The organism is Desulforegula conservatrix Mb1Pa, from assembly GCF_000426225.1.
In the GTDB taxonomy this organism is placed as follows: domain Bacteria; phylum Desulfobacterota; class Desulfobacteria; order Desulfobacterales; family Desulforegulaceae; genus Desulforegula; species Desulforegula conservatrix.
In genome coordinates, this window is record NZ_AUEY01000008.1 from 1 (window position 1) to 20,017 (window position 20,017).

General features: G+C 41.8%; 17 protein-coding genes. 14 read left to right on the forward strand and 3 right to left on the reverse strand.

The window, feature by feature from the left end; translation table 11 throughout:
* Positions 1-250: 250 nt before the first annotated feature.
* The 3 genes from K245_RS0105000 to K245_RS0105015 form a co-directional block, all read right to left on the reverse strand.
* Complete coding sequence (locus tag K245_RS0105000; protein ID WP_027358420.1) at positions 251-940, reverse strand: diguanylate cyclase domain-containing protein; 690 nt, start codon at positions 938-940, stop codon at positions 251-253.
* 326 nt (positions 941-1,266) lie between these two features.
* Positions 1,267-1,674 (reverse strand): hypothetical protein, encoded by a 408-nt coding sequence (locus K245_RS0105010; RefSeq protein WP_027358421.1) that lies wholly within the window; start codon positions 1,672-1,674, stop codon positions 1,267-1,269.
* Positions 1,675-1,766: 92 nt separating this feature from the next.
* The gene (locus tag K245_RS0105015) at positions 1,767-2,357 is read right to left on the reverse strand and encodes a J domain-containing protein (RefSeq protein WP_027358422.1); all 591 of its coding nucleotides are present in this window, start codon (positions 2,355-2,357) and stop codon (positions 1,767-1,769) included.
* A 310-nt stretch (positions 2,358-2,667) separates the two neighbouring features.
* On the opposite strand from K245_RS0105015, the gene K245_RS0105020 reads away from it, so the two are divergent.
* From K245_RS0105020 to K245_RS0105090, 14 genes are all read left to right on the forward strand, one after another.
* A complete protein-coding gene (locus tag K245_RS0105020) occupies positions 2,668-3,624 on the forward strand; it encodes a thioredoxin family protein (RefSeq protein ID WP_027358423.1) in 957 nt (318 codons plus the stop codon).
* Between the two features lie 382 nt (positions 3,625-4,006).
* Positions 4,007-6,145 (forward strand): methyl-accepting chemotaxis protein, encoded by a 2,139-nt coding sequence (locus K245_RS26360; RefSeq protein ID WP_198013832.1) that lies wholly within the window; start codon positions 4,007-4,009, stop codon positions 6,143-6,145.
* A gap of 510 nt (positions 6,146-6,655) precedes the next feature.
* Positions 6,656-7,039: a hypothetical protein gene (locus K245_RS0105035; RefSeq protein WP_027358424.1), complete on the forward strand. Its 384-nt coding sequence runs from the start codon at positions 6,656-6,658 to the stop codon at positions 7,037-7,039.
* 31 nt (positions 7,040-7,070) lie between these two features.
* Positions 7,071-8,255: an LPS export ABC transporter permease LptF gene (gene lptF / locus K245_RS23150; RefSeq protein WP_035276522.1), complete on the forward strand. Its 1,185-nt coding sequence runs from the start codon at positions 7,071-7,073 to the stop codon at positions 8,253-8,255.
* A 3-nt stretch (positions 8,256-8,258) separates the two neighbouring features.
* Positions 8,259-9,341 (forward strand): LPS export ABC transporter permease LptG, encoded by a 1,083-nt coding sequence (lptG, locus tag K245_RS23155; protein WP_051283888.1) that lies wholly within the window; start codon positions 8,259-8,261, stop codon positions 9,339-9,341.
* Positions 9,342-9,350: 9 nt separating this feature from the next.
* Positions 9,351-10,664 carry a 3-deoxy-D-manno-octulosonic acid transferase gene (locus K245_RS0105050; RefSeq protein WP_027358425.1) on the forward strand — a complete coding sequence of 438 codons (1,314 nt, stop codon included), beginning with the start codon at positions 9,351-9,353 and terminating at the stop codon, positions 10,662-10,664.
* Positions 10,648-11,739, forward strand: coding sequence for a tetraacyldisaccharide 4'-kinase (gene lpxK, locus K245_RS23160; RefSeq protein WP_051283889.1), 1,092 nt, complete (start codon positions 10,648-10,650; stop codon positions 11,737-11,739). Before K245_RS0105050 ends, lpxK begins: the two co-directional genes overlap by 17 nt.
* Positions 11,739-12,659, forward strand: a complete 921-nt coding sequence (locus K245_RS0105060; protein ID WP_027358426.1) for an ELM1/GtrOC1 family putative glycosyltransferase — start codon at positions 11,739-11,741, stop codon at positions 12,657-12,659. Before lpxK ends, K245_RS0105060 begins: the two co-directional genes overlap by 1 nt.
* A complete protein-coding gene (locus K245_RS23165) occupies positions 12,641-13,789 on the forward strand; it encodes a glycosyltransferase family 4 protein (RefSeq protein ID WP_035276523.1) in 1,149 nt (382 codons plus the stop codon). Before K245_RS0105060 ends, K245_RS23165 begins: the two co-directional genes overlap by 19 nt.
* A gap of 243 nt (positions 13,790-14,032) precedes the next feature.
* Positions 14,033-15,670 carry a phosphoethanolamine transferase gene (locus K245_RS0105070; protein WP_027358427.1) on the forward strand — a complete coding sequence of 546 codons (1,638 nt, stop codon included), beginning with the start codon at positions 14,033-14,035 and terminating at the stop codon, positions 15,668-15,670.
* A gap of 20 nt (positions 15,671-15,690) precedes the next feature.
* Entirely contained in the window at positions 15,691-16,494 is an 804-nt protein-coding gene (locus tag K245_RS23170) for a class I SAM-dependent methyltransferase (protein WP_051283890.1), read from the forward strand.
* Positions 16,495-16,542: 48 nt separating this feature from the next.
* Positions 16,543-17,673, forward strand: coding sequence for a glycosyltransferase (locus K245_RS0105080; protein WP_027358428.1), 1,131 nt, complete (start codon positions 16,543-16,545; stop codon positions 17,671-17,673).
* Positions 17,673-19,001, forward strand: a complete 1,329-nt coding sequence (locus K245_RS0105085; RefSeq protein ID WP_027358429.1) for an O-antigen ligase family protein — start codon at positions 17,673-17,675, stop codon at positions 18,999-19,001. Before K245_RS0105080 ends, K245_RS0105085 begins: the two co-directional genes overlap by 1 nt.
* Positions 18,998-20,011 carry a glycosyltransferase family protein gene (locus tag K245_RS0105090; RefSeq protein WP_027358430.1) on the forward strand — a complete coding sequence of 338 codons (1,014 nt, stop codon included), beginning with the start codon at positions 18,998-19,000 and terminating at the stop codon, positions 20,009-20,011. The genes K245_RS0105085 and K245_RS0105090 overlap by 4 nt, the downstream gene beginning before the upstream one ends.
* The last annotated feature ends 6 nt before the right edge of the window (positions 20,012-20,017 follow it).

Consider the following 20,017-nt stretch of genomic DNA (forward strand, 5'->3'; position numbering starts at 1 on the left):
TAAAAATATCAGTTTTTTGCCTACTAACAAAACCATAAAGTTTTTGCGGAGCTTTTTACAAAAAGCGACCCGCTCGAGGCACTCGCCCTATCAACTTCAAAACAGCCGAACGAATACGCTTCATCTGATTTTGGTCTATTGGGTTATAAAGCCTCGCCGGAGGCACTCGGCTTAACGTCGGATTACGGACAAAGGACGTCCTAATCCGACCTACGCATCACCCTTTTTTGATCGCAAATTAACCATAAAACTATTCATATATCATGAATGTGTTGCCTCCCTTTGATTTTGATTCAAGCATCGCTTTTTCGGCAGCTATGACAAGCGATGCAAAATCAAGGGCCGAATCAGGGTACCTTGAAATGCCCAGATTGGATTTGACATTGTTTCTGAACGAGGAAATATAGAAATAATTGTTTAGGCTGTTTATTATTTTTTCAGCTACAGATGTTAAATCCCATTTTTCGGTTGTCATTGGAAGGCACGCATAGATTCTTCCTGATGAACTATTTGTGAGAAAATCACTTTCTCTTAATACTGTATTAAGTGAATATTCAATACCTTTAAGAGCATCTGTCTTTTTGTCTTTAAAAAAAAGTTCCAGCCCGTCTATCCCAATGCACACTATGCTGAATTCATGTGAATATCTTTTTGCTTGTGATATCAAATGGTTCGCTCTTTGCTCGAAATGATTGAAATCTATGAATATGCTTGGTTTAAAATCTCTGTCGGCTTTGTTGTTTTTGCTAAAAAACCCCTTTATTCCGGCAATTTTATATGCAGAAAAGCCTGAAAGGAGTATTAAAAGCATGATTCTTATGATTGAAGTGTTCAGGCCCCATACAAGGCTTGCTGTCTCAAAAAACAGGATCAGGAAGGATATACCGGTAATCAGCTGAAGCAGTTTTACGGTTTCAATTTTGTTCCTGTATTCCGACATGGATATGGTCCTTTTTTTTGTGGATTGTTCAGGATGGAATGGGCCATTAAAGGCAATTTATATTGGTAAGCCGGCTCCTTATTCACAATCACAGGGCAACCTGAATTTGCTTGGTATCGTTATAATCTTGATGAACTCGCCAAAAGTCGCTTTAGCGTCATGCCGGACTTGACTGGTATCTTTGTATTATCAGATCCTTCTGGATTCCGGTCTGCACCGGAATGACGGTAATCTGACTTTTTGCGATCTTGTCAAGCTTAAAAAGCCTACAAACTATGCACATTGGCGCAGCTCTCATAAGAAGTGCAACCAATACTCTTTATAAGCTATTTGAGCCCGTTTTTTATTTTCAGTTCCGAGTTAAGCTTGGCAAAAAGTTCCTGCTGCTTTTTTTTCTGCTTCTCCTGAAATTCCTCCACCTTTTTTGAAAGGTCGTCCTTTCTTGATTTGAATTTCTGGATTTCCTCGTTCATTTTGTCCGAAGCTTCTTCTTTTGGAAGGTCTTCGAGCCTGAGATGATTGTCTATGAAGTATCGTGGGCCATCTGGGGTATCAACTGATGACAGTGCCCCTGCATCAATCATTTTTTTGCATATGAATCCGGAATGTTCAGCAGAGAATCCTGTTAAAATGCATATTTCGTCAATCCCTGGCGGGGTTGAGTTTTTGTGATCGATTAGTCTGATGGCAGAGGCAATTATCTGCGCATTGTAATAAATACTCGAAGATTTCATGAATCCACCTCCATTCTTTATGAATGTGTAGATTAAAAACCGGGAAAAATCAATTTGTAAAAAGTTGTAAAAGGCCGCTGGTACTTGAAGAATCATTGAACCCTGTTGTTTTTAATGCCCTGGACAGCGGATACCGGGCTTATCGGTCCCTTTTCATTACTGCCGTCTTTCTGCCTGTTTCCATATAGGGCTCTTTTTTTCTGAAGTTCCCTGTACGTTTTTGAATATGAAGTGGCAGAAGGTTTTCTCTGCTGTGTTGTCTCCATTTTGTTTTTTAGTACTTCCCTGAATTGTGACCTTGGTTGTTTAGCTATTTTTGAATTATTTTCAGAGCTGTCAGGGGCGCTGCCGGAAACATTTTTTTTAGTCAGTTTAGAAATAAAATTATAAACGGAGCCAAAAAAATCAAAATTATTCAAAGCATCCCTGTGCCTTGCATCTGCTCCCTCTGTATCATCCTGTTTTGTTTTGGAGGGCGGCCTTTTCGCTATGATTTTTTTTAGTTCAGAATAGGCGTGATTGATTTCTTTAGTTTTCTCATTCGCCTTTTTTTGTTTTTCAGGGTCTCCTGCAAAAAGATCAGGGTGAAACAGTTTTATTTTGTTTCTGTAGCGTTCGTTGAGTTCCGCCATATCAGCGGATTCGCTCAATCCAAGAATTCTGTAATACTCTTTCATGGGCATAGAGGAAACCTTATTTCATATAGGTTCAACCGCAGCTTTGCATGCTGCTATAAAATACTATCTAATATGATTGATGGTCTCGCAAAAATTCAAAAAAAAGGCTTTGGCGTCATGCCGTACTTGATCCGGCATTCAGTATTTTCAATTACTTCTGGATTCCGGCCTGCACCGGAATGACGGAAATCGGACTTTTTGCGACCTTGTCATGATAAAAAAAATGTTCTCTTTGAGAATCCTTTATTTTATCTCAAGAATAGAGTATCTAAACCGGATTTACCAAATATTTTTCTGAAAAAACGGAGTGTCTTATATGGAACTTGATATTGCCGTAATTAAAGACTGGAAATCCAGTCTTGATAAACATTTGATTATTGATCTGCACCATGGAAACGACGAACAAGGCAAGCTTCTTAAAAAATTCTGCGACTTGATTGAAAGACATGCCGGAATAGTCAATGTTCATACCCACAAGGTTATGGAAGGTGATTTTTCCCATATCAGGATAAATCAGCAGATAAAATATTATGCGGTTCCAGGCGAAAAGGAACTTCTTCCTTTTCTTGATCTGCTTTCAGGAAAGGCCGCCGCCCATGTTCCAAGGGAGATTTCTGACCAGGCAATTCTTGTGGATATCCCATGCGCCATAGATATTTTCATCGGCCAACAGTGCCCTTTCTGCCCTGATGCAGTGAGAAAGATTGCTCCGCTTGCCATATTCAATCCCAAAATTACTGTTAGGGTTATAGACGGACTACTCTACCCTGAACTTTCGGAAAAATATGATATCAGATCCGTGCCTACTGTTGTTTCCTGCGACGGTTTCAGATGGTCAGGATCCATACCTATCAATGATATTCTGGCTGCGATGGTAACTCGCGACCCAGCCTCTCTCGGCGCAGACTCCTTTGAGAATATGATTGCTGACGGCAAGGCTCTGGATATTGCCAGAATGATGATTGAAAAAAACCATGTATTTCCTTCTTTTATAGACGTTCTTCTGCACGAGAAATGGCCTGTAAGGCTCGGAGCTATGGTCGCTGCGGAGACTCTCTGTGAAAGCAGGCCTGATATTGCGGCTATGCTGATATCTCCGCTTGCGGAAAGATTTTTTGAGGTTGATGACAATGTCAAGGGAGACATAATTCAGGTTCTTAGCGAGATAAGAAACAGAAATGCCAGTGAGTTTTTATCAAAAATAGTCAAATCAGACGTTTCAGAAGAAGTAAAAGATATGGCAAGGGAAGCAAGGAACGTTATTATTTCTTGATCTTTTTATATTTGTTTACTGATGCATAAGGGGTAATTATCTGCCTCACTTGTGTTTCTGTTTTTTTAGGACGGTTGCCCGATTTTTTGGAATAAATATCTGATTTTACTGTAAAAACATTCTGATACAACCAAAATTTTTTCTAAATGTAAAACCAGGCTCCGGATCTTAATTTTTTAAGGCTTAACGTCTGGGGACGCTGTGTTTTTTTGTACTTTATGATGAACACCATTTTTTAGTGTTTTTTATGTTTGGCAAGGTCGCAAAAAGTCCGATTTGTGTCATTCCGGCGCAGGCTGGCATGACGCTGATGCCTTTTTTGACTTTTTGCGAGACCATTATGTTTAAGTTCTTAAGAAATAGGGAGGGAGAGGGAAGTTTCATGTTGAGATTGTTGAGTAATATAAGCCTTTATAAAAAACTGGTCGGAGGAGGAATTCTTTCCGCATTTATTCCGCTTGTTGTCGGTGCTTTCTTTTTCTGGGGGCTTGCCTCACTGACATCAAGCATGAGGGAAATACTCGATGTGAGCCTTCCCAGTGTCGACTCTGTGAGGATAGTGTCAAAAGAATTTGAAAGCATAAGGACAGTTCAACGAAACCTTATAAACCCGCATATAACGAAAGAAGTTTATCTCAGACAGTTCGAAAATCTGGATAAAGCCAGGGCTGGCTACAGAAACGCATGGAAAGTTTACGAAAATGTGCCGAAAGAAGGGGATGAAGCAAAAATATGGGCTGATTTTGTAAAACTCGTTGGTGAGTGGAAAATTGCAAATGACGCTTTTTTTGATCTTGCCAGGCAGTATGGTAAAAAAATGGAGCCTTTTTTTAGCGATCCCATGTCAGAGAAAGCTTCTTATTATGAAGTCATACAGAAAGCTGATCTGATTGGAATGAGGGTTTTCGTCAGCTTCAAACTTCAGGTTCAGGAATGGAAAAATATTCTTCTCAGGGGCTATGACAAGGAGAACTTTGATAAATATCTAAAAGGTTTCGAAGCCAATGAGGCAGCGGTCAAAGACGGACTGATCAAGCTTAAAGAGCTTGCAACAGCTGCCGGTCTTGGTGCCGGAGATGTCGACGCCATAATAGCCATGCATGCTGAGCTTGGCTCCAAATATAGAAATGCCCTGAAATCATATGATTCTTCAAACCCTGATTCATACCGAGTTGTGGACAAGATGCTGAAAGGTATCGACAGGCCTTTGGATGAGGCCTTGAATTCCATTGTCGCCAAGATAGATTCCGAAGTTAAGGACGCAGAAGAGCTTCGGACCAAAATGGCAACACAGATCTATACGGTCTGCCGGCCAAAGGAAAAAGCTTCCATAGAATTCATAGAAAAAATCATAGCCCTGAATAGCCAAAAAGCGGATAATGCCGGCAAAAAAGCAAGAAAAAATGCTGTCATCTCTAAAACAGTCTCGGGTTTAGGAGTTTTTGGCGGTTTTGTATTTTCACTTTTTTTTGGCCTTTCCCTCGCCCTTTCAATCACAAGACCTGTTAAAAAAACAATCGATATGGTCAAGCTCATGGAAAAAGGGGATATGACCAACAGGGTCACGATTACCAGCAACGACGAGATAGGAGATCTCGCAGGAGCAATGAATTCCATGGCTGATAATCTTGGTACCATAATCAGGGACCTTGATGAAAAAACATTAGCCCTGGAAAATGCGTCGGGCGATCTTACTGAAATATCAGGCAGTATGGCTGCTGGCGCTAATGAGGCGGCAAAAATCGCCGAAACTGTCGCTGCTGCGGCAGAAGAGATGAGCGTAAGCGCTTCTGGTGTCGCCTCTGGTATGGACAGCGCATCAGGCAGACTGGGCAGTGTCGCAAGCGCTACTGAGGAAATGAGCTCAACCATTCATGAGATTGCAATGAGTGCTGAAAAGGCAAGGAAGATAACCGAGGACGCCAGAACCCAGGCTGTAAAAATCAGCGAGCATATGAATGCCCTCGGCGGCGCGGCCAAAGATATTGGGCAGGTCACGGAGGTGATTACAGATATTTCAGGACAGACAAATCTTCTTGCTCTTAATGCCACAATTGAAGCCTCAAGGGCCGGAGAGGCAGGCAGAGGGTTTGCCGTTGTGGCAAATGAGATTAAGGAACTTGCTCGGCAGACATCAACAGCAACAGATGAAATAAGGGAAAAGATCAATGGCGTTCAGTCTTCGACTGAAACCGTTGTTGCAAGCATCGCAAGCGTTGCTTCCATAATTTCTGAAACGAGTGACATTGTATCGACCATAGCCTCGGCAATAGAGGAGCAGAGCACGGCAACAAGGGAAATTGCTTCAAATATTAATAATGTCGCAAAAAATGTTTATGACGCTAACACAAGTGTAAGCCAGATGGCACTTGTCGCCGGAGAAATAGCGCAGGACATTTTTAAGGTGGATACTGCGTCAAAAAATATTTCAAATGGCATCAAAACCATAATTGCAAGTTCTGATCATCTTGCAGAAATGTCCGGGGCTTTGAAAGAAATTGTTGAAAGCTTCAAGGTGTGACAACGTAGCAAAAAATCCAATTTTAGTCATGCCGGCGAAGGTCTTAATCTATAAGTATTTGATAATACTGGATGCCGGATCAAGCCCGGCATGACGCCGCCACCTTTTTTGACTTTTTGCGAGACCATCAGATTTAGAGACTGGTCGCAAAAAGGCCGAATTTCGTCATTCCGGCGGGGTCTGTCCGGTTGGAAACCGGGAGCCTGAACCCCAGAAGTATCTGAAGATACTTGATGCCTTACCAGCTCGGCATGACCCACGCGTTTTTTGCCTTTTTGCGACCTTGTCTACCTCAATACTTTCTGTTTATTCATAAAAGCCAATGAATTTCCTTATTTTATATGGCTTAGCCTTGTCTTTATTTCTTCTGCGGTATTAAGAACTTCGATCATATCATGGTCATTGTCTCCTTAAATTTTAGCTATCGGTTTTAATTTTAATATGATAGATAAAAAACTCTTTATGGGTTTGCAAAGGGTGTTGACAACTGTTTGGCTGAACGGAGCATACATGAACGAGATTCGCGCTGATATCAGGAAGAACAGGATTTACATATGTCTTGAGCACGGCAACAGGGATGAAGTCCGGGGCATTGTCAATGATATAGAAAGGGAGTGCAAAAAGCTTCAGAGAGGCTTTTCATGCCTTACAGATATCCGTAATTACACACCGATATCCGAAAATGATGAAGATCTTCTTATCCAGGCCCAGATAATACTTTGGCAGGCAGGTATGACAAAGGTTGTCAGGGTAATAAACAGCACTTTTGAAAGGGGCCAGATGCAGCTTGAAAGAGCCAGCAGGCTTTCGGCCGGTTATTCAGCCGCAGCTGCCGATACCATAGAAGATGCCGAAGAGTTTCTGGATTCGGAGATGAATGATCCTGAGCGTTAATTTGCCTTATGAGGTTTGACCCAGATTTTAAATGCGAATATTAGACAAATATATTTTCAGGGAGCTTTTTTTTCCTTTTGCTCTGAATCTTCTTTTTTTTACCTTTGTGTTTCTCATGAGCCAGGTACTTGATATTGCCGAACTCATTGTCAATTACAGGACAAGCCTGACTGACATATTCTATCTTCTTTTATACTCATCTCCTTTTTTTCTACAGTTCACAATACCATTATCAGTAATGGCCGCAGTGCTTCTTTCATTCATGAGGCTTTCCGGCGACAATGAGATAATAGCAATAAGATCTGGCGGTGTCAGCCCTTACAGGCTTATTCCTCCGGTTATAGCGTTCAGCCTTTTTGCTGCCGTTCTGACAGGGATAATGACTTTTTACGGGTTGCCCTGGGGCAAGCAGTCTTTCAGGAATATGAAAGAACAGCTCATTACAATGGCTGCCAATCTTGAGCTGAAGCCCAGGGTTTTTAACGACAGATTTGATAATATCATGCTTTATGTCAACGAGATCGACAAGGAAACCGGGCGCATGAAGGATGTTTTCATTGAAGACAGCAGGTCTCCTGATGCAGGCGTTATAGCCATAATAGCTCCGGAGGGCTATTTCATAAGTGATCCTGCAAAGGGTTTACACACATTGCGTCTTTACAGAGGCAATATGCTCAGTTCGAATATGGTGAAAAAAACCGCCAATTCAGGAAGTTTTACCGTCTATGATATTCACCTCCGTAACGGTCAGAAGGATACGAAGCAAAAAGATAAGTGGAAAAGCGTTGAAGAAATGTATTTTACAGATATGCTCGGCGTTTTGAAAGACCATACGAAAAAAGACAAACTTTATTATAAGATTGTCATGAAGATGAATGAAAAATTTACCATGCCGTTTGCCTCTGTCGTTCTTGCGCTTCTTGCCTTGCCATTAGGTCTTTCCGGGATGTCGAGGAAAAAATCAAGGGGGATCACACAGGGGATCATTTTTTTTGCAATCTATTATGTTTTGCTTACTGCAGGATGGTCTTTTGGAGAGTCCGGCGCATACCATCCTGCCCTGGGTATGTGGGTGCCAAACATCGTCACCCTCTGCTGCGGCATATATTTCATGAGAAGGGTCGCAAAGGAAAAGCCCGTGGCACTCGAAGCTCCTTTCATGGAAGCCTATGCTTTTTTAAAGTCTAAGTTTTCCAGACTTGGATCGGAGGCATAGGGAATGCTGTCAATAATACACAGATATATCATCAGGCAGATTTTTTTCTTTTTTCTGATGATCAATATTCTTGTTCTTATTCTTTTTGCGGCAGTTGATTATCTGTCAAATATGGACGAGTTTTTTGCCGCTAAGATAAGCCTGGTAAGAGCATTCTATTATGTTCTTCTCAAACTCCCCATGATGACTGTCCAGCTTACCCCCGCAGCTTTCATGATAGCTGTAGTTGCTGTTTTTGGTCTGATGAACAGGCATAATGAGATAGTTGCCCTTAAGAGTGGCGGAGTCAGTCCGACATATATGCTTGTGCCGACTTTTATACTTGCCGGAGCGGTTGCTTTTTTCATGTTTTTTATATCAGAAGTGGTGTCGCCTGTTACAACGGCCAAGGCAAATAAGATTAGGGATTTTGAGATAAGAAAATCCTCGGCCATAACAACCGGCAAGAAGAATATATGGATCAGGGGAGACCGGCAGATTGTCCATGTAAGTTATTATGAGCCAGCCTCAAAGACGATTCATGGAATATCTCTATATCGGTTTGATAAGGGATTTAAGCCATCTTTGAGGGTTGACGCTTCAAGCGGTGAATTTATAGAGGGAAAATGGAAGCTCAAGGATATTATGACCATTTCTTTAACCGATGGACAGGAATCTGTGAGCGTTCTGTCTGATGAAACCCTTTCGATGGATCTTGGTTTTACACCCAAAGAAGCAAGGGCTGCCTCGGTCAAATCCGAAGAAATGGGTATCGGCGATCTTTATAAATACATCAATAAAGTTGAAGCAGATGGATACGATGCCACTTTGTACAGGGTCGATTTCATGTCAAAGATATCTTTCCCTTTCTCTGTTTTCATAATGGCCATAGCTGCTGTTTCCATAGCTTCCATGAGGAAATTCAGGGAGAAAATCTCTATATCCGTCGGGCTTGGCATTTTCGTTTTATTTCTTTACTGGACGCTTAACGGTTTCTCAGTTTCCATGGGCTATGGAGGGATGCTTCCGGCAATAATAGCTGCTTGGGCCTCCAATTTTGTTTTTTTCATGGCTTCCGCTTATTTTTTCCTGTCCCCGGAAGGATGACCATCAAAAGTGTCTATCTGGATTTTTCTCTATAATTTTATTTTAGTATGCCTTTTGACTGTTTCATTCCCTCTGTTGGGGCTTCTTGTTTTATACATGAAAAAATGGCGGACAATATTTCTTGAGCGGATATGGCTGAAGATTCCTGAAGGAATCAACGAAAATGAAGGCTGCATATGGATTCATGGCCTTTCCGTGGGAGAGACCCTTTCTGCAAAGCCTCTGGTGGACAGCCTTTCAAAAGAATTATCAATCCCTCTTGTATTTTCAGTGTCAACTCTCACAGGCTACCAGACCGCAAAAAAAATGTTTCAGGACGTAAACATTCTTGTCTTTTATTTCCCCTTTGACATTTCCTTATCAGTAAAAAAAGCCTTGAACGCCATTAGGCCGACCGCTGTAATAATCATTGAAAATGACATATGGCCGAATTTTGTATGGACCGTAAAAAAAAAGGGAATACCCCTTATATGGGCCAATGCAAGGGTTTCGGACAGAAGCTTTAGCGGTTATTACACATTCAGGCATATAATCGGACCTTTCTTTGACTGCTTTGACCTTGTACTGGCCCAAACGAATGAAGACAAAGAAAGACTCTCTGGGATAGGAATATGTTCTGAAAAGATTAAACGAACCGGGAATTTGAAATTTGACAGGGATTACAGGGCGGATATTTCTGAAAATCTTTCAAAAACCGAACTTTTTGGAATAGATGAATCAAAAATGATTTTTGTTGCAGGAAGCACCCATTCCGGGGAAGAGGAGATACTTCTTGATGTCTACGAAAGAGTATCTTCAAAAATGGCTGGCACAAAAACCGGAATATTATTCATAATTGCCCCCCGTGACCCATCAAGGTCCTCTGACATTTCAGAACTGTTTGAAAAAAATGGATACAGCACGGGTTTTCTTGGTGACAACATCAGGGATGGACGCAAAGATATAATAATCGTGGATACGCTTGGACGCCTTCTTGAACTATACTCAGTATGTGATGTCGCATTTATCGGGGGAAGCCTCGTTGACCTTGGCGGCCATAATCCTCTGGAGCCGGCTTCTTTTGAAAAGCCTGTCATGTTCGGGCCATACATGAACGACTTCAGGGAAATTGCCTGCGCCATTGTTTCGGCAGGGGGGGGCTTTGAGGTCGTTTCTGCGGATGACTTATCCCAAAGGCTGCTTGATCTTGTCTCTGATAATGAAAAACTTGCTGAAACCGGCAAAAGAGCTTTTGAAGCGTCCTGCGTTGAAAAAGGTGTGGCCAAAGCCTGTTCAAACGAGATCTTTTCGATTCTGAAGAAGGATTATGAAAAATATAATTGAAAATATTTTGAAGGCGGAAAAGCCTCGCTATAAAAGCCTCGCGTTTTTTCTTTACTCACTTTCCCTTGTTTATGGAATCGTACTTTTTTTTAGACGTACGGCTTACGTAAAAGGCGTGGTAAAATCTAAAAAACTTCCATGCGTGATTGTTTCTGTGGGAAATCTTACAGCTGGCGGCTCCGGTAAAACCCCTATGACTATTTATCTTGCCGGACTTTTAACAAGAAATGGCTATAGGGTTTCAATCATAAGCAGGGGATACAAAGGCGGTTTTGAAAAAAATGGCGGCATTGTTTCAGATGGCAAAACTATTTTTGCGAGCCCATCAGAAGCAGGTGACGAGCCTTATATGATGGCTAAAAGGACAGGGCTTCCTGTTATTTGCGGAAAAAACCGATACGCCTCAGGCCTTGAAGCCGTGAAGCTCGGAACAGATATTGTTATTATGGATGACGGGTTTCAGCATCTTGCCCTTCAAAGGGATATCAATATTGTCCTCATGGATTGGGAAAAACCTTTGGGTAATGGCTACATCATTCCAAGAGGGCTGATGAGGGAAGGATTATCTGCCTTATCAGATGCTGACGCTGTTGTTATGACGCGCAGCCTTTACCCTGCTATTAAGAATGAAAAGCTGAAAAAAGAGCTGAATGGGAAGTCTGTTTTTTATTCGAGGCACAGACAGTATGTTTCTTTTTGTTCATCTGAATACGAGAAAATTAAAAATGTTTTTGTGGTTTCAGGCATTGCTGACAATTCAGGATTTATTCGGGGTATTGAGTCAGCTGGTTTGATTGTTTCTGGTTATCTTTCCTTTGATGATCATCACAATTATTCAGCATCTGATTATAAAAACATTGTGAATGGAGCAATTGCCTCAGGCGCTGACACGATTGTGACCACTGAAAAAGATCATGCCAAACTTGCCGCATTTTCAGAAGATATCCCAGGAAATGGAAAAGGCTGGCTTGTGCTTGGCGTGGATCATGATTTCGGCAGAAACAGAAAAGAATTCGAGGGCTGGATACTTGGCAAAGTTAAAAACTGTTTGCTTGAAAAAGGATTGAATGGCTGATGAAAATAGCGGCATTTCTTGATGGCAGGCCTGGACATGAAAAACAGACAGCAGGGATTATAAGGGCTCTTTCTCAGAGAACAGAAATAGAAGTATTTGAAATAAAAGTTAAAGATAGATTAGCCGGCAGTTATAAGGCAATCTCTGAGTATAAGAGGCAGTCTGAAAATCTTGAAAACAACGGCTCAGGATTTGATATTGTAATCGGCACAGGCAGCAAAACCCATATCTGCGTAATTACTGCAAAACTCCTTTCAAAAGCCAAAGCTGTCATTTGCATGAGTCCTGAGAAATTTTTTCTTCCTTTTTTTGATCTTTGCTTTGTCCCTGTCCACGACGATTTGTCTGAGAATAATAATGTTTTCAAGACTGCAGGGCCTCCTGGCATCAATATTGACAGAGGACATCATGACAAAACGGCAGGGCTTGTTCTGATAGGTGGAATAGATGAAAAAAGTCATTACTGGGATCAGGACGTTATTCTTGAAAATGTCGAAAAAATACTGAAGTCAGGATCTGATATAAAATGGACTGTGTCAACATCACCAAGAACACCTGATTCAATGGATGTGGGACTTAAGCAGATTACAGATGCAACAGGTTCGGAATTCAGGCCATTTTCCTCTACTCCGAGGGGGTGGCTGGAGTCCATGTATGATGAATGCAAGACCGTATGGGTAACAGCCGACAGTATTTCGATGGTTTACGAGGCCCTTTCTGCCGGATGCAGAGTCGGTGTTATTCCTGTTCTCTGGAAGAAAAAGACAGTAAAGTTCCAAAGAAGTTTCGACTTTTTGATTTCACGCGGACTCGTTGCATTTTATCCGGAAAGCCCGGATATAGAAAAAAATATGGAAACTTTTGACGAGGCAGGTCGCTGTGCAGAGGAGATCATCAGCAGATGGCTGAAAAAAGACTGAAAATTATACAGATGCTTCCTGAACTGAATTCCGGAGGTGTTGAGCGCGGTACGCTTGAGATTGGTAAGTATCTCGTAGGTAAGGGACACGATTCCATTGTTATTTCGGCCGGAGGCAGGCTCGTTAATGAGCTGGAAACAGAAGGCTCAAGACACATAAGGCTTCAGGTTGCCTCAAAATCTCCAATGACCATCAAAAGCAGCTTTTCCTTAAAAAAAATTATTGAGGATGAGCGTCCTGATATCCTTCATTTAAGATCAAGGGTTCCTGCATGGGTGGCATATCTGGCCCTTAAAATGATTGAGCCGGAAAAAAGACCTTCTGTCGTGACAACCTTTCACGGATTTCATTCTGTTAATCCTTACAGCGCTATCATGGCTTCGGGTGAGATTGTCATAGCTGTATCCAGGATAATCAGTGAGCATATTTCAGAATGCTACGGAACAAAAAGGAATATCCGCATAGTTCCAAGGGGCGTGGATGTTTCCTGCTTTTCCGCTGATGCAGTATCAGAAGAACGAAAAAATGCTGTAAGAAAACAGTGGCAGATTGATGATTCTCATAGTCCATTGATAATGCTGCCGGCAAGATTCACAAGGCTCAAGGGGCAGGAACTTTTCATTAAAGCTCTTTCAGAACTTAAAGATAAGCCATGGACGGCCGTTTTTGTCGGTGATCATCACGAAAATCCTCATTATGTGAGTGAACTGGTGTCTCTTGCCTCCTCTTATGGAATTAAAGACAGGATGATATTCGGGGGATTTGTCTCTGACATGCCTGCTGCTCTGTCTATATGTGATGTTGCGGTTTCATCTTCTGTAAGGCCGGAAGCTTTCGGCAGAACTGCTGTAGAGGCCATGGCAATGGAGCGTCCAGTGGTGGTTCCAAGAATAGGCGGTTTTGAGGAAACCGTTCTTGATGGAATAACTGGCCTGCTTTACAGACCAGGTGATTCTTCTTGTCTTTCAGAATGTCTTGGGCTTCTGCTTTCTTCTGCTGAAAAACGGAGTCAAATGGGAATTGCGGGGAGAAACAGGGTTAAAAGATATTTTACCCTTGACAGAATGTGCAGGAAAACAGAAGAAGCTTATTTTACGGCCATATCAAAAAAAATGAAGAAAAACGGGTGATTTTCATATTTTTATGTCCCCTCGTCCATTTTTTAAGTTGTGATTGGGAGCGCATGATCTATTCACCCATAAAAAGCTCGAATTATTAATGAACTATTCAGCCGCCGTAAACCAAAAGTTTTTGCGGAGCTTTTTTCAAAAAGCGACTCTCCGAAGGCGTTCGGATCAATGTATGATTACGAGCAAAGGACGCTCTAATCCGACCTACGACCTGGAAATTAGACATAGTCACGAAATTTTATAATGAAAAACGTTTTTTCAAAAATACTTATTCATACAATCACCGCGCTTGTGGTCGCATTCTGTCTTATGCTTCCAGGCCTGTTATTCAAATATTTTGCGGCAACCAACACGATATGGTTCAATGTAAAGTATTTCTGGATTTTTTTTGCATTTGGCCTTGTTCTTTCAGGATGCAGGAGCTTTGGCTTCATCGCATCAGTGCTCGCAGTGCTTGGTGTGCTTGAGATAACCCAGTATGGCTCCCTCGCATATTTCGGGGATTTTATAAATCCGTTCTGGGTTCAGCAGATGTTCATTGAAGCCATTGACGTGGGGCAAGAGGTATTTGCCAGTGCCGGTCGTTTTTATTTTGTCCCTATTATTGTGCTGATTCCATATTTATGCGCCGGTTTTGTCCTTTATTTCACCAGATCTTTAAGATTCAGAATACCTTTCATGGCTCTGGTTGTTGTTCTCATTCTGGTGTTTCCAGGTATCAGGATGAAACTGCATAGCGATTCAAAGGATATTTTCAGTTTTTTTCCTATTCTTTCAGATCCTTCGCTTGTAAACAGTCTTAACACCTATTACGCTTGGGTCAATTTTGTGCTCATACCACCGGCCGAAGCCTCAAAAGGACCAGCTTTTCAAGCATATAGAATAGAAAAGAAAAAAACTCCTGCCGAGAAAATCAATATAGTTGTTGTAATGGGGGAAAGCGCCAGTTCAAATCACATGTCCCTGTATGGATATGAAAGAAAGACGACCCCTAATCTTGACGCCATCGCCTCGGCTGATGACAATTTCATTTTCAAGAGCGGCATATCAGCTGCCAATGCAACAAGATCATCTCTCCCCCTTTTTTATAATGTTCAGTATCATCCGCTTGACATGAACATGGTCAAGAATCAACCGGCCAATCTTTTTAAGCTCGCTAAATCCCAGGGGTTCAAGACTTTCTATATTTCTGCCCAGAACATAAACTGCCTCAATGGCGTGAATGCTTCATATATTGATTATGTAGCTGCATTTGATAACAATGAAGATCTTTTTAAACAGAAAAAAGATGATGGGATTCTCGAACTTGCCAAGGGGCTTGAGCTTTCTGACAGAAATTTTATTATACTTCATCAGAGAAATGCCCATGCCCCATATTCGTCGAATTACAGCCACAGGCCTGAATTCAATGTGTTCCTGATAGAGAATCAGCCAAGGGAAGTTTATCAGGTCAACTCCTATGATAACTCCATGCTTTACAGCGACTGGCTGTATTCCGAAATCATAAAATATTTCAAATCTCTTTCGGATAAGTGGACATCATATGTTTTTATCACCTCTGACCATGGGGAGATGTTTGGTGAAAACGGCCTTTGGGGCCATAATCACCTGGACATGGAAAACTACAAGGTACCATTCATCTATTACGGTACAGGTAAAGATGAAGAATTCAAAGGGAAGATGAAGTCCCTCGGCGTTGTGACTCATTATGATCTTGGCAATTACCTTGCCGAGTTGTTTGGTCTTGAGATCATAAATCCGGGACAGGAAAAAGGTCTATATTATTTGAACGGCGTTGCCGCATATGGCAGAAGCGGTTATATGAGTTTTAAAATAAATGCAGCCGGTGCGATAGACGACGTGAAGGTTCATAAACAATAAATATTTTCAGGGGAAACAAGTTGGCCATCTTCAAGGATAAAAAAACACTAAAATACACAATAAGAATCTCTCTTTTTTTAATAGCTGTAATATGCGAAAAGGTTTTTGTGGGCAGTTATTTTCTTGCATGCCTCGCCATTCTGGGATTCAATATTGCCATATTCATTAATATTAAAAACCAGCCCGTGTATTTTGAAAATCATTTCAAGCAGATTGAGTCACTTCTTTCCCTGTTTTTTACAATAAAACCTGACTATCCAATGCCAACCACAAGAGGGTTTGCTGCTTCTCCTGATCTTTTAAAAAAGATATCGGAAGTCGTTCTTAACAGAAAACCCGGGCTTGTTGTTGAGGCATCCAGCGGTGTTTCAACTTTAATGATAGCATATTGCCTCAGACGCATCGGAAGCGGGAAAGTGATAGCACTTGAGCATGACGGCAAGTACGCCGAAATCTCTCGGGAGCTTCTAAAAACCCATGGCCTGGATGATATTGCGACCGTGATCCACGCGCCGCTTTCAAACGTTAAAATAGATGGCAAGGACTGGCTGTGGTATGACACAGCCTTGATCGATACAGGGGATATCCCCATAGATCTTCTGATTGTGGACGGGCCGCCCAACAATGTTCAGGAATATGCCAGGTTTCCCGCTCTTCCTGTCCTGTATGACAGGCTTTCGAATGACTGTCTCATAATATTGGACGATGTGAAACGAAAGGATGAGCAGCAGGCTGTGGAAATGTGGAAAAACAAGTTCAGATTCACCAGCCTTGAATACCTGAATTTTGAAAAGGGCGCGGCAATTATCCATATAGAGAAATGATTGTGCTTGATTGATTTTTGACCTTTCATTCGTTTTGCAGACTAATCTATGCTTTTTTCAGAAATAATTAAAAAAAAACAGCCTGGTAAGCCGGATAAGAAGAATGTTCTCTGGTGGGGCAGACATGATTCGGGATACTCCAGAAACCGGATGGTGTGGTCTCTTTTTGAATCACTTGGCTGGACCAATTATGAATTCAAGCCCATATCAAGCGACTTCGGATATCTGGAGTCTTTTTTAAGAAATATACCTAAGCCTGATCTTGTCTGGGTTGCTAACTTCAGGCAAAGAGATGTGATCCACGCCAGCATGAAAGCAAGACAGTGGAATGTTCCTTTGATTTTTGATCCTCTTATTTCAGCCTATGAAAAGGATGTATTCGAGAAAAAAAAATGGCCTGAGTGGCATAGAAAGTCGCTTGAATCAAGAAATAAAGAGAAACAGTTGTTTTCCCGCGCAAATATTGTGGTGGGTGATACCGAGGCCCATGCGGATTTTTTCCGCCAGTATCTCGGTGTTGATCCAAGGAAACTTAAGATTCTTTATGTGGGTGCAGAAGAGGCTGTTTTCAATCCTTGCCTGTATGGAAATGATTTATGCGAAAGGCCTTCCTTTGATGCCATGGAAATCTTGTTTTACGGCAGTTTTTTGGAACTTCACGGAGTGGATGTCATTGTGGAGGCTGCAAAGATGACATCAGATCTTAACATAAGATGGGTACTTCTTGGAAATGGGCCATGCAGGGATGGTCTCGAAAGGACAGCAGCAAACGCGCCCTCTGTTTTTTTTGAAAAACCGGTTTCATATAAAGATCTGCCATCAAGAATTGCACGGGCCGATATCCTTCTTGGCGTATTCGGAGGCACAAAAAAATCAGGCATGGTTATTCCCAACAAGTTTTTTCAGTCCATGTCCATGGCCAAGCCGATCATTACCCAAAAAGCTGTCTCATATCCTAATGGGCTTTTACAATCTGATGTCATAGGCTGGGTGGAGCCTGGCTCTGCTGCTTCACTTGCTGCTAAAATCAGGGAATGGATGAGAGCGCCGTCTATGCTTAAGGAAAGAGGCAGAAACACAAAAAGCCTTTATGAAATATTTTTCTCACGGGCAATACTTCAAAAACAGCTGTCTGATATTGTATCTTCAGCCATTTTGAGCAAGAGAAAGGGCTTTTGATGATTAAGGCTCTTGGAAAAGAATACACTAAAGACCAGGTCAATGATCTGGTAAAGAAATATTTCGTATGGATTCTGGTTGCAATTTATCCGACAAGCGTCCTTTTTATAAAGCATTCTTTTACTTTGGCAATGCTTGTAATGATGATCTGCGGAAGTGTCATTCTTTTCAGGGACAGGAAGGAAGGAAAACTGTCTGACCACGCATGCGAGATTCTTTTTTTAAAGGTGGGCTTAACAGCGCTGGCAGTTTCAACATTGTCGCTTGTTGCTGGTGGAAGGCTCCTCGAAATTTCGACATCCGAGCTTGAATACTTTGACAAGCAGCTTCGTTTTCTTTTTTTCGTTCCTTTTCTGATTTTAATGAAGAGAACAGGGGTTCCTGAAAAGATCATCTGGTGGGGCGCTGTTGCTGCAGCACTTAGTTCCGGAATATACGCAATAGCCTTAAAGATGATCAGTCCTGAGGTATTCAGGGTCAGCGGCGGAGGTAATCCCATCAGTTTCGGTTGCTTTTCGATCATCTCGGCCTTTGTTTCGTTAAACGGCCTTATTTATTTTAAAAAAAAACGAAACAGTCTGGTTCTTTTGCCTGTAGCAGCTTTTTTTCTGGGTCTGACAGGATCTGTTCTTTCAGGATCAAGAGGCGCGTGGCTTGCGATTCCGGTGCTTTCCGTGATCACTCTGATTAATTGCAAGAAATTTATAAAGCCCGTCCATACTCTTATTGCTCTTATCTCAGGGCTTGTTGCCGTATTCATCATTAGCAGATCTGTGGATGGTTCGATTATTCAAAACAGGCTATCAGAAACCGGTAGTGCAGTTAAAAAATATTTTTATGGATTGGATGACCTTAATACAAGTGCAGACGGCGGGTTCATAAGTATTGGCGGAAGGCTGGAAATGTACAGGGTCGCCCTGGATATGATTGAACACCATCCACTTCTGGGCGTAGGCCCTGGACGATACCACGGTAAAATTCTGGAATACATCGAAACCGGCAAGGCAGACAAGGCAATAGGCATTTATCAGTATCCTCACAATGACTACCTGACGGTCGCAACATGCAGCGGGATTCCGGGCCTTGTTATTTTTGTGATGACAGCTTATTTATTGCCCTTGTATATTCTTTACATTTATTCAGGTAAAGATCCTTCCAAACCTCTTTTCTGGGTTGGAGTAATTTTCATAGCAGGTTACATGGTTTTCTCGGTATCAAACTCAACCTTGTTCAAGAATATCAGGCTTCATTATTATTATCTTCTTCTCGCGGCTATTTCTGTGGCTCTGCGTTCAGGGAGATCCGAAAGAGGCGGGGAAGGAAATTGAAAAAAAAAATCTACTATTTTGACAATTTCAAGAATATAAAAGTTAATTCCAATGGGTATTGGCTCCGTGCATTCGAAGAATACGGTGACGTCCGCATATTTGATATAAACAGGATGAAAAACAGGCTGACCGGTTTTTTTGAAAAAGCCAGGGTCAAAAAGGATATGCTGTCGTTTGCTCCTGATTGCATTCATTTTGGAGGTAGCGCCAAAACACCTCGCAAGATGCCCCCTGATTTTGTTAAATGGGCAAGGGAAACATTCCCTGAAGCGAGAATCACTTTTTTTTACGGCGACGGATATAATATCGAAGAATATTACAACAGCATAGAAAACTACGTGGATGCTTTCTTCATGACCAATATGAGCTTTGTAAAGGATTCCCGGTATAATTTTCTTGTCTGTCCTGTTCCGGCCGAGCTTGAAAGGGAATGGAATCCTGTAAAGGAAAACAATCTGGTTTTCATAGGAAATAATTACAACAGGGACAGATTCTCAGCTGTAAGTTTCTTAAGAGAAAAATTTGGGATGAAGGTCTATGGAAATGACTGGCCGCCTGAGTTCGGCGCTTATCATGTCTATTACGATAAAGACTATGCAGATGTCTGCTCCAATAGCTGGATTGTAATGGCAGACCCTGCAGGCCCTCTTTGCAGAAATTCAGACGGCGACAAATGTGTAGCAGTTGAAAGGACAGGGACCTACAGTAAGGGTGTGTGCAGAGATAAAAACTGTAACAGATATTCAGAGATGGCTGCTTATCTTTCAAACAGAACGGCAAATACCATGCTCGCCTGTGCTGTTCATCTGGTTCCATATGTCAAAGAAATAGAGAACCATTTTGAAAACTGGAAGGATATTGTCTGGTACAAGAGTGATCAGGAGAGAGATGAAATAATTGAGCACCTTCTTTCAAACCCGGAAAAATGCAGGGAAATAGCTGTTGGCGCCGCGCTTAAGGCAAGAAACTTTACATTTGAGAAGGCTGCGGCAAGGGTAATAGGAATTTGATATTAT

Bases quoted from the DNA above. Each gene is read 5' to 3' on its own strand.
- K245_RS0105000 (WP_027358420.1), bottom strand. From the start codon at position 940: ATGTCGGAATACAGGAACAAAATTGAAACCGTAAAACTGCTTCAGCTG.
- K245_RS0105010 (WP_027358421.1), bottom strand. From the start codon at position 1,674: ATGAAATCTTCGAGTATTTATTACAATGCGCAGATAATTGCCTCTGCC.
- K245_RS0105015 (WP_027358422.1), bottom strand. From the start codon at position 2,357: ATGCCCATGAAAGAGTATTACAGAATTCTTGGATTGAGCGAATCCGCT.
- K245_RS0105020 (WP_027358423.1), top strand. From the start codon at position 2,668: ATGGAACTTGATATTGCCGTAATTAAAGACTGGAAATCCAGTCTTGAT.
- K245_RS26360 (WP_198013832.1), top strand. From the start codon at position 4,007: ATGTTGAGATTGTTGAGTAATATAAGCCTTTATAAAAAACTGGTCGGA.
- K245_RS0105035 (WP_027358424.1), top strand. From the start codon at position 6,656: ATGAACGAGATTCGCGCTGATATCAGGAAGAACAGGATTTACATATGT.
- lptF (WP_035276522.1), top strand. From the start codon at position 7,071: ATGCGAATATTAGACAAATATATTTTCAGGGAGCTTTTTTTTCCTTTT.
- lptG (WP_051283888.1), top strand. From the start codon at position 8,259: ATGCTGTCAATAATACACAGATATATCATCAGGCAGATTTTTTTCTTT.
- lpxK (WP_051283889.1), top strand. From the start codon at position 10,648: ATGAAAAATATAATTGAAAATATTTTGAAGGCGGAAAAGCCTCGCTAT.
- K245_RS0105060 (WP_027358426.1), top strand. From the start codon at position 11,739: ATGAAAATAGCGGCATTTCTTGATGGCAGGCCTGGACATGAAAAACAG.
- K245_RS23165 (WP_035276523.1), top strand. From the start codon at position 12,641: ATGGCTGAAAAAAGACTGAAAATTATACAGATGCTTCCTGAACTGAAT.
- K245_RS0105070 (WP_027358427.1), top strand. From the start codon at position 14,033: ATGAAAAACGTTTTTTCAAAAATACTTATTCATACAATCACCGCGCTT.
- K245_RS0105080 (WP_027358428.1), top strand. From the start codon at position 16,543: ATGCTTTTTTCAGAAATAATTAAAAAAAAACAGCCTGGTAAGCCGGAT.
- K245_RS0105085 (WP_027358429.1), top strand. From the start codon at position 17,673: ATGATTAAGGCTCTTGGAAAAGAATACACTAAAGACCAGGTCAATGAT.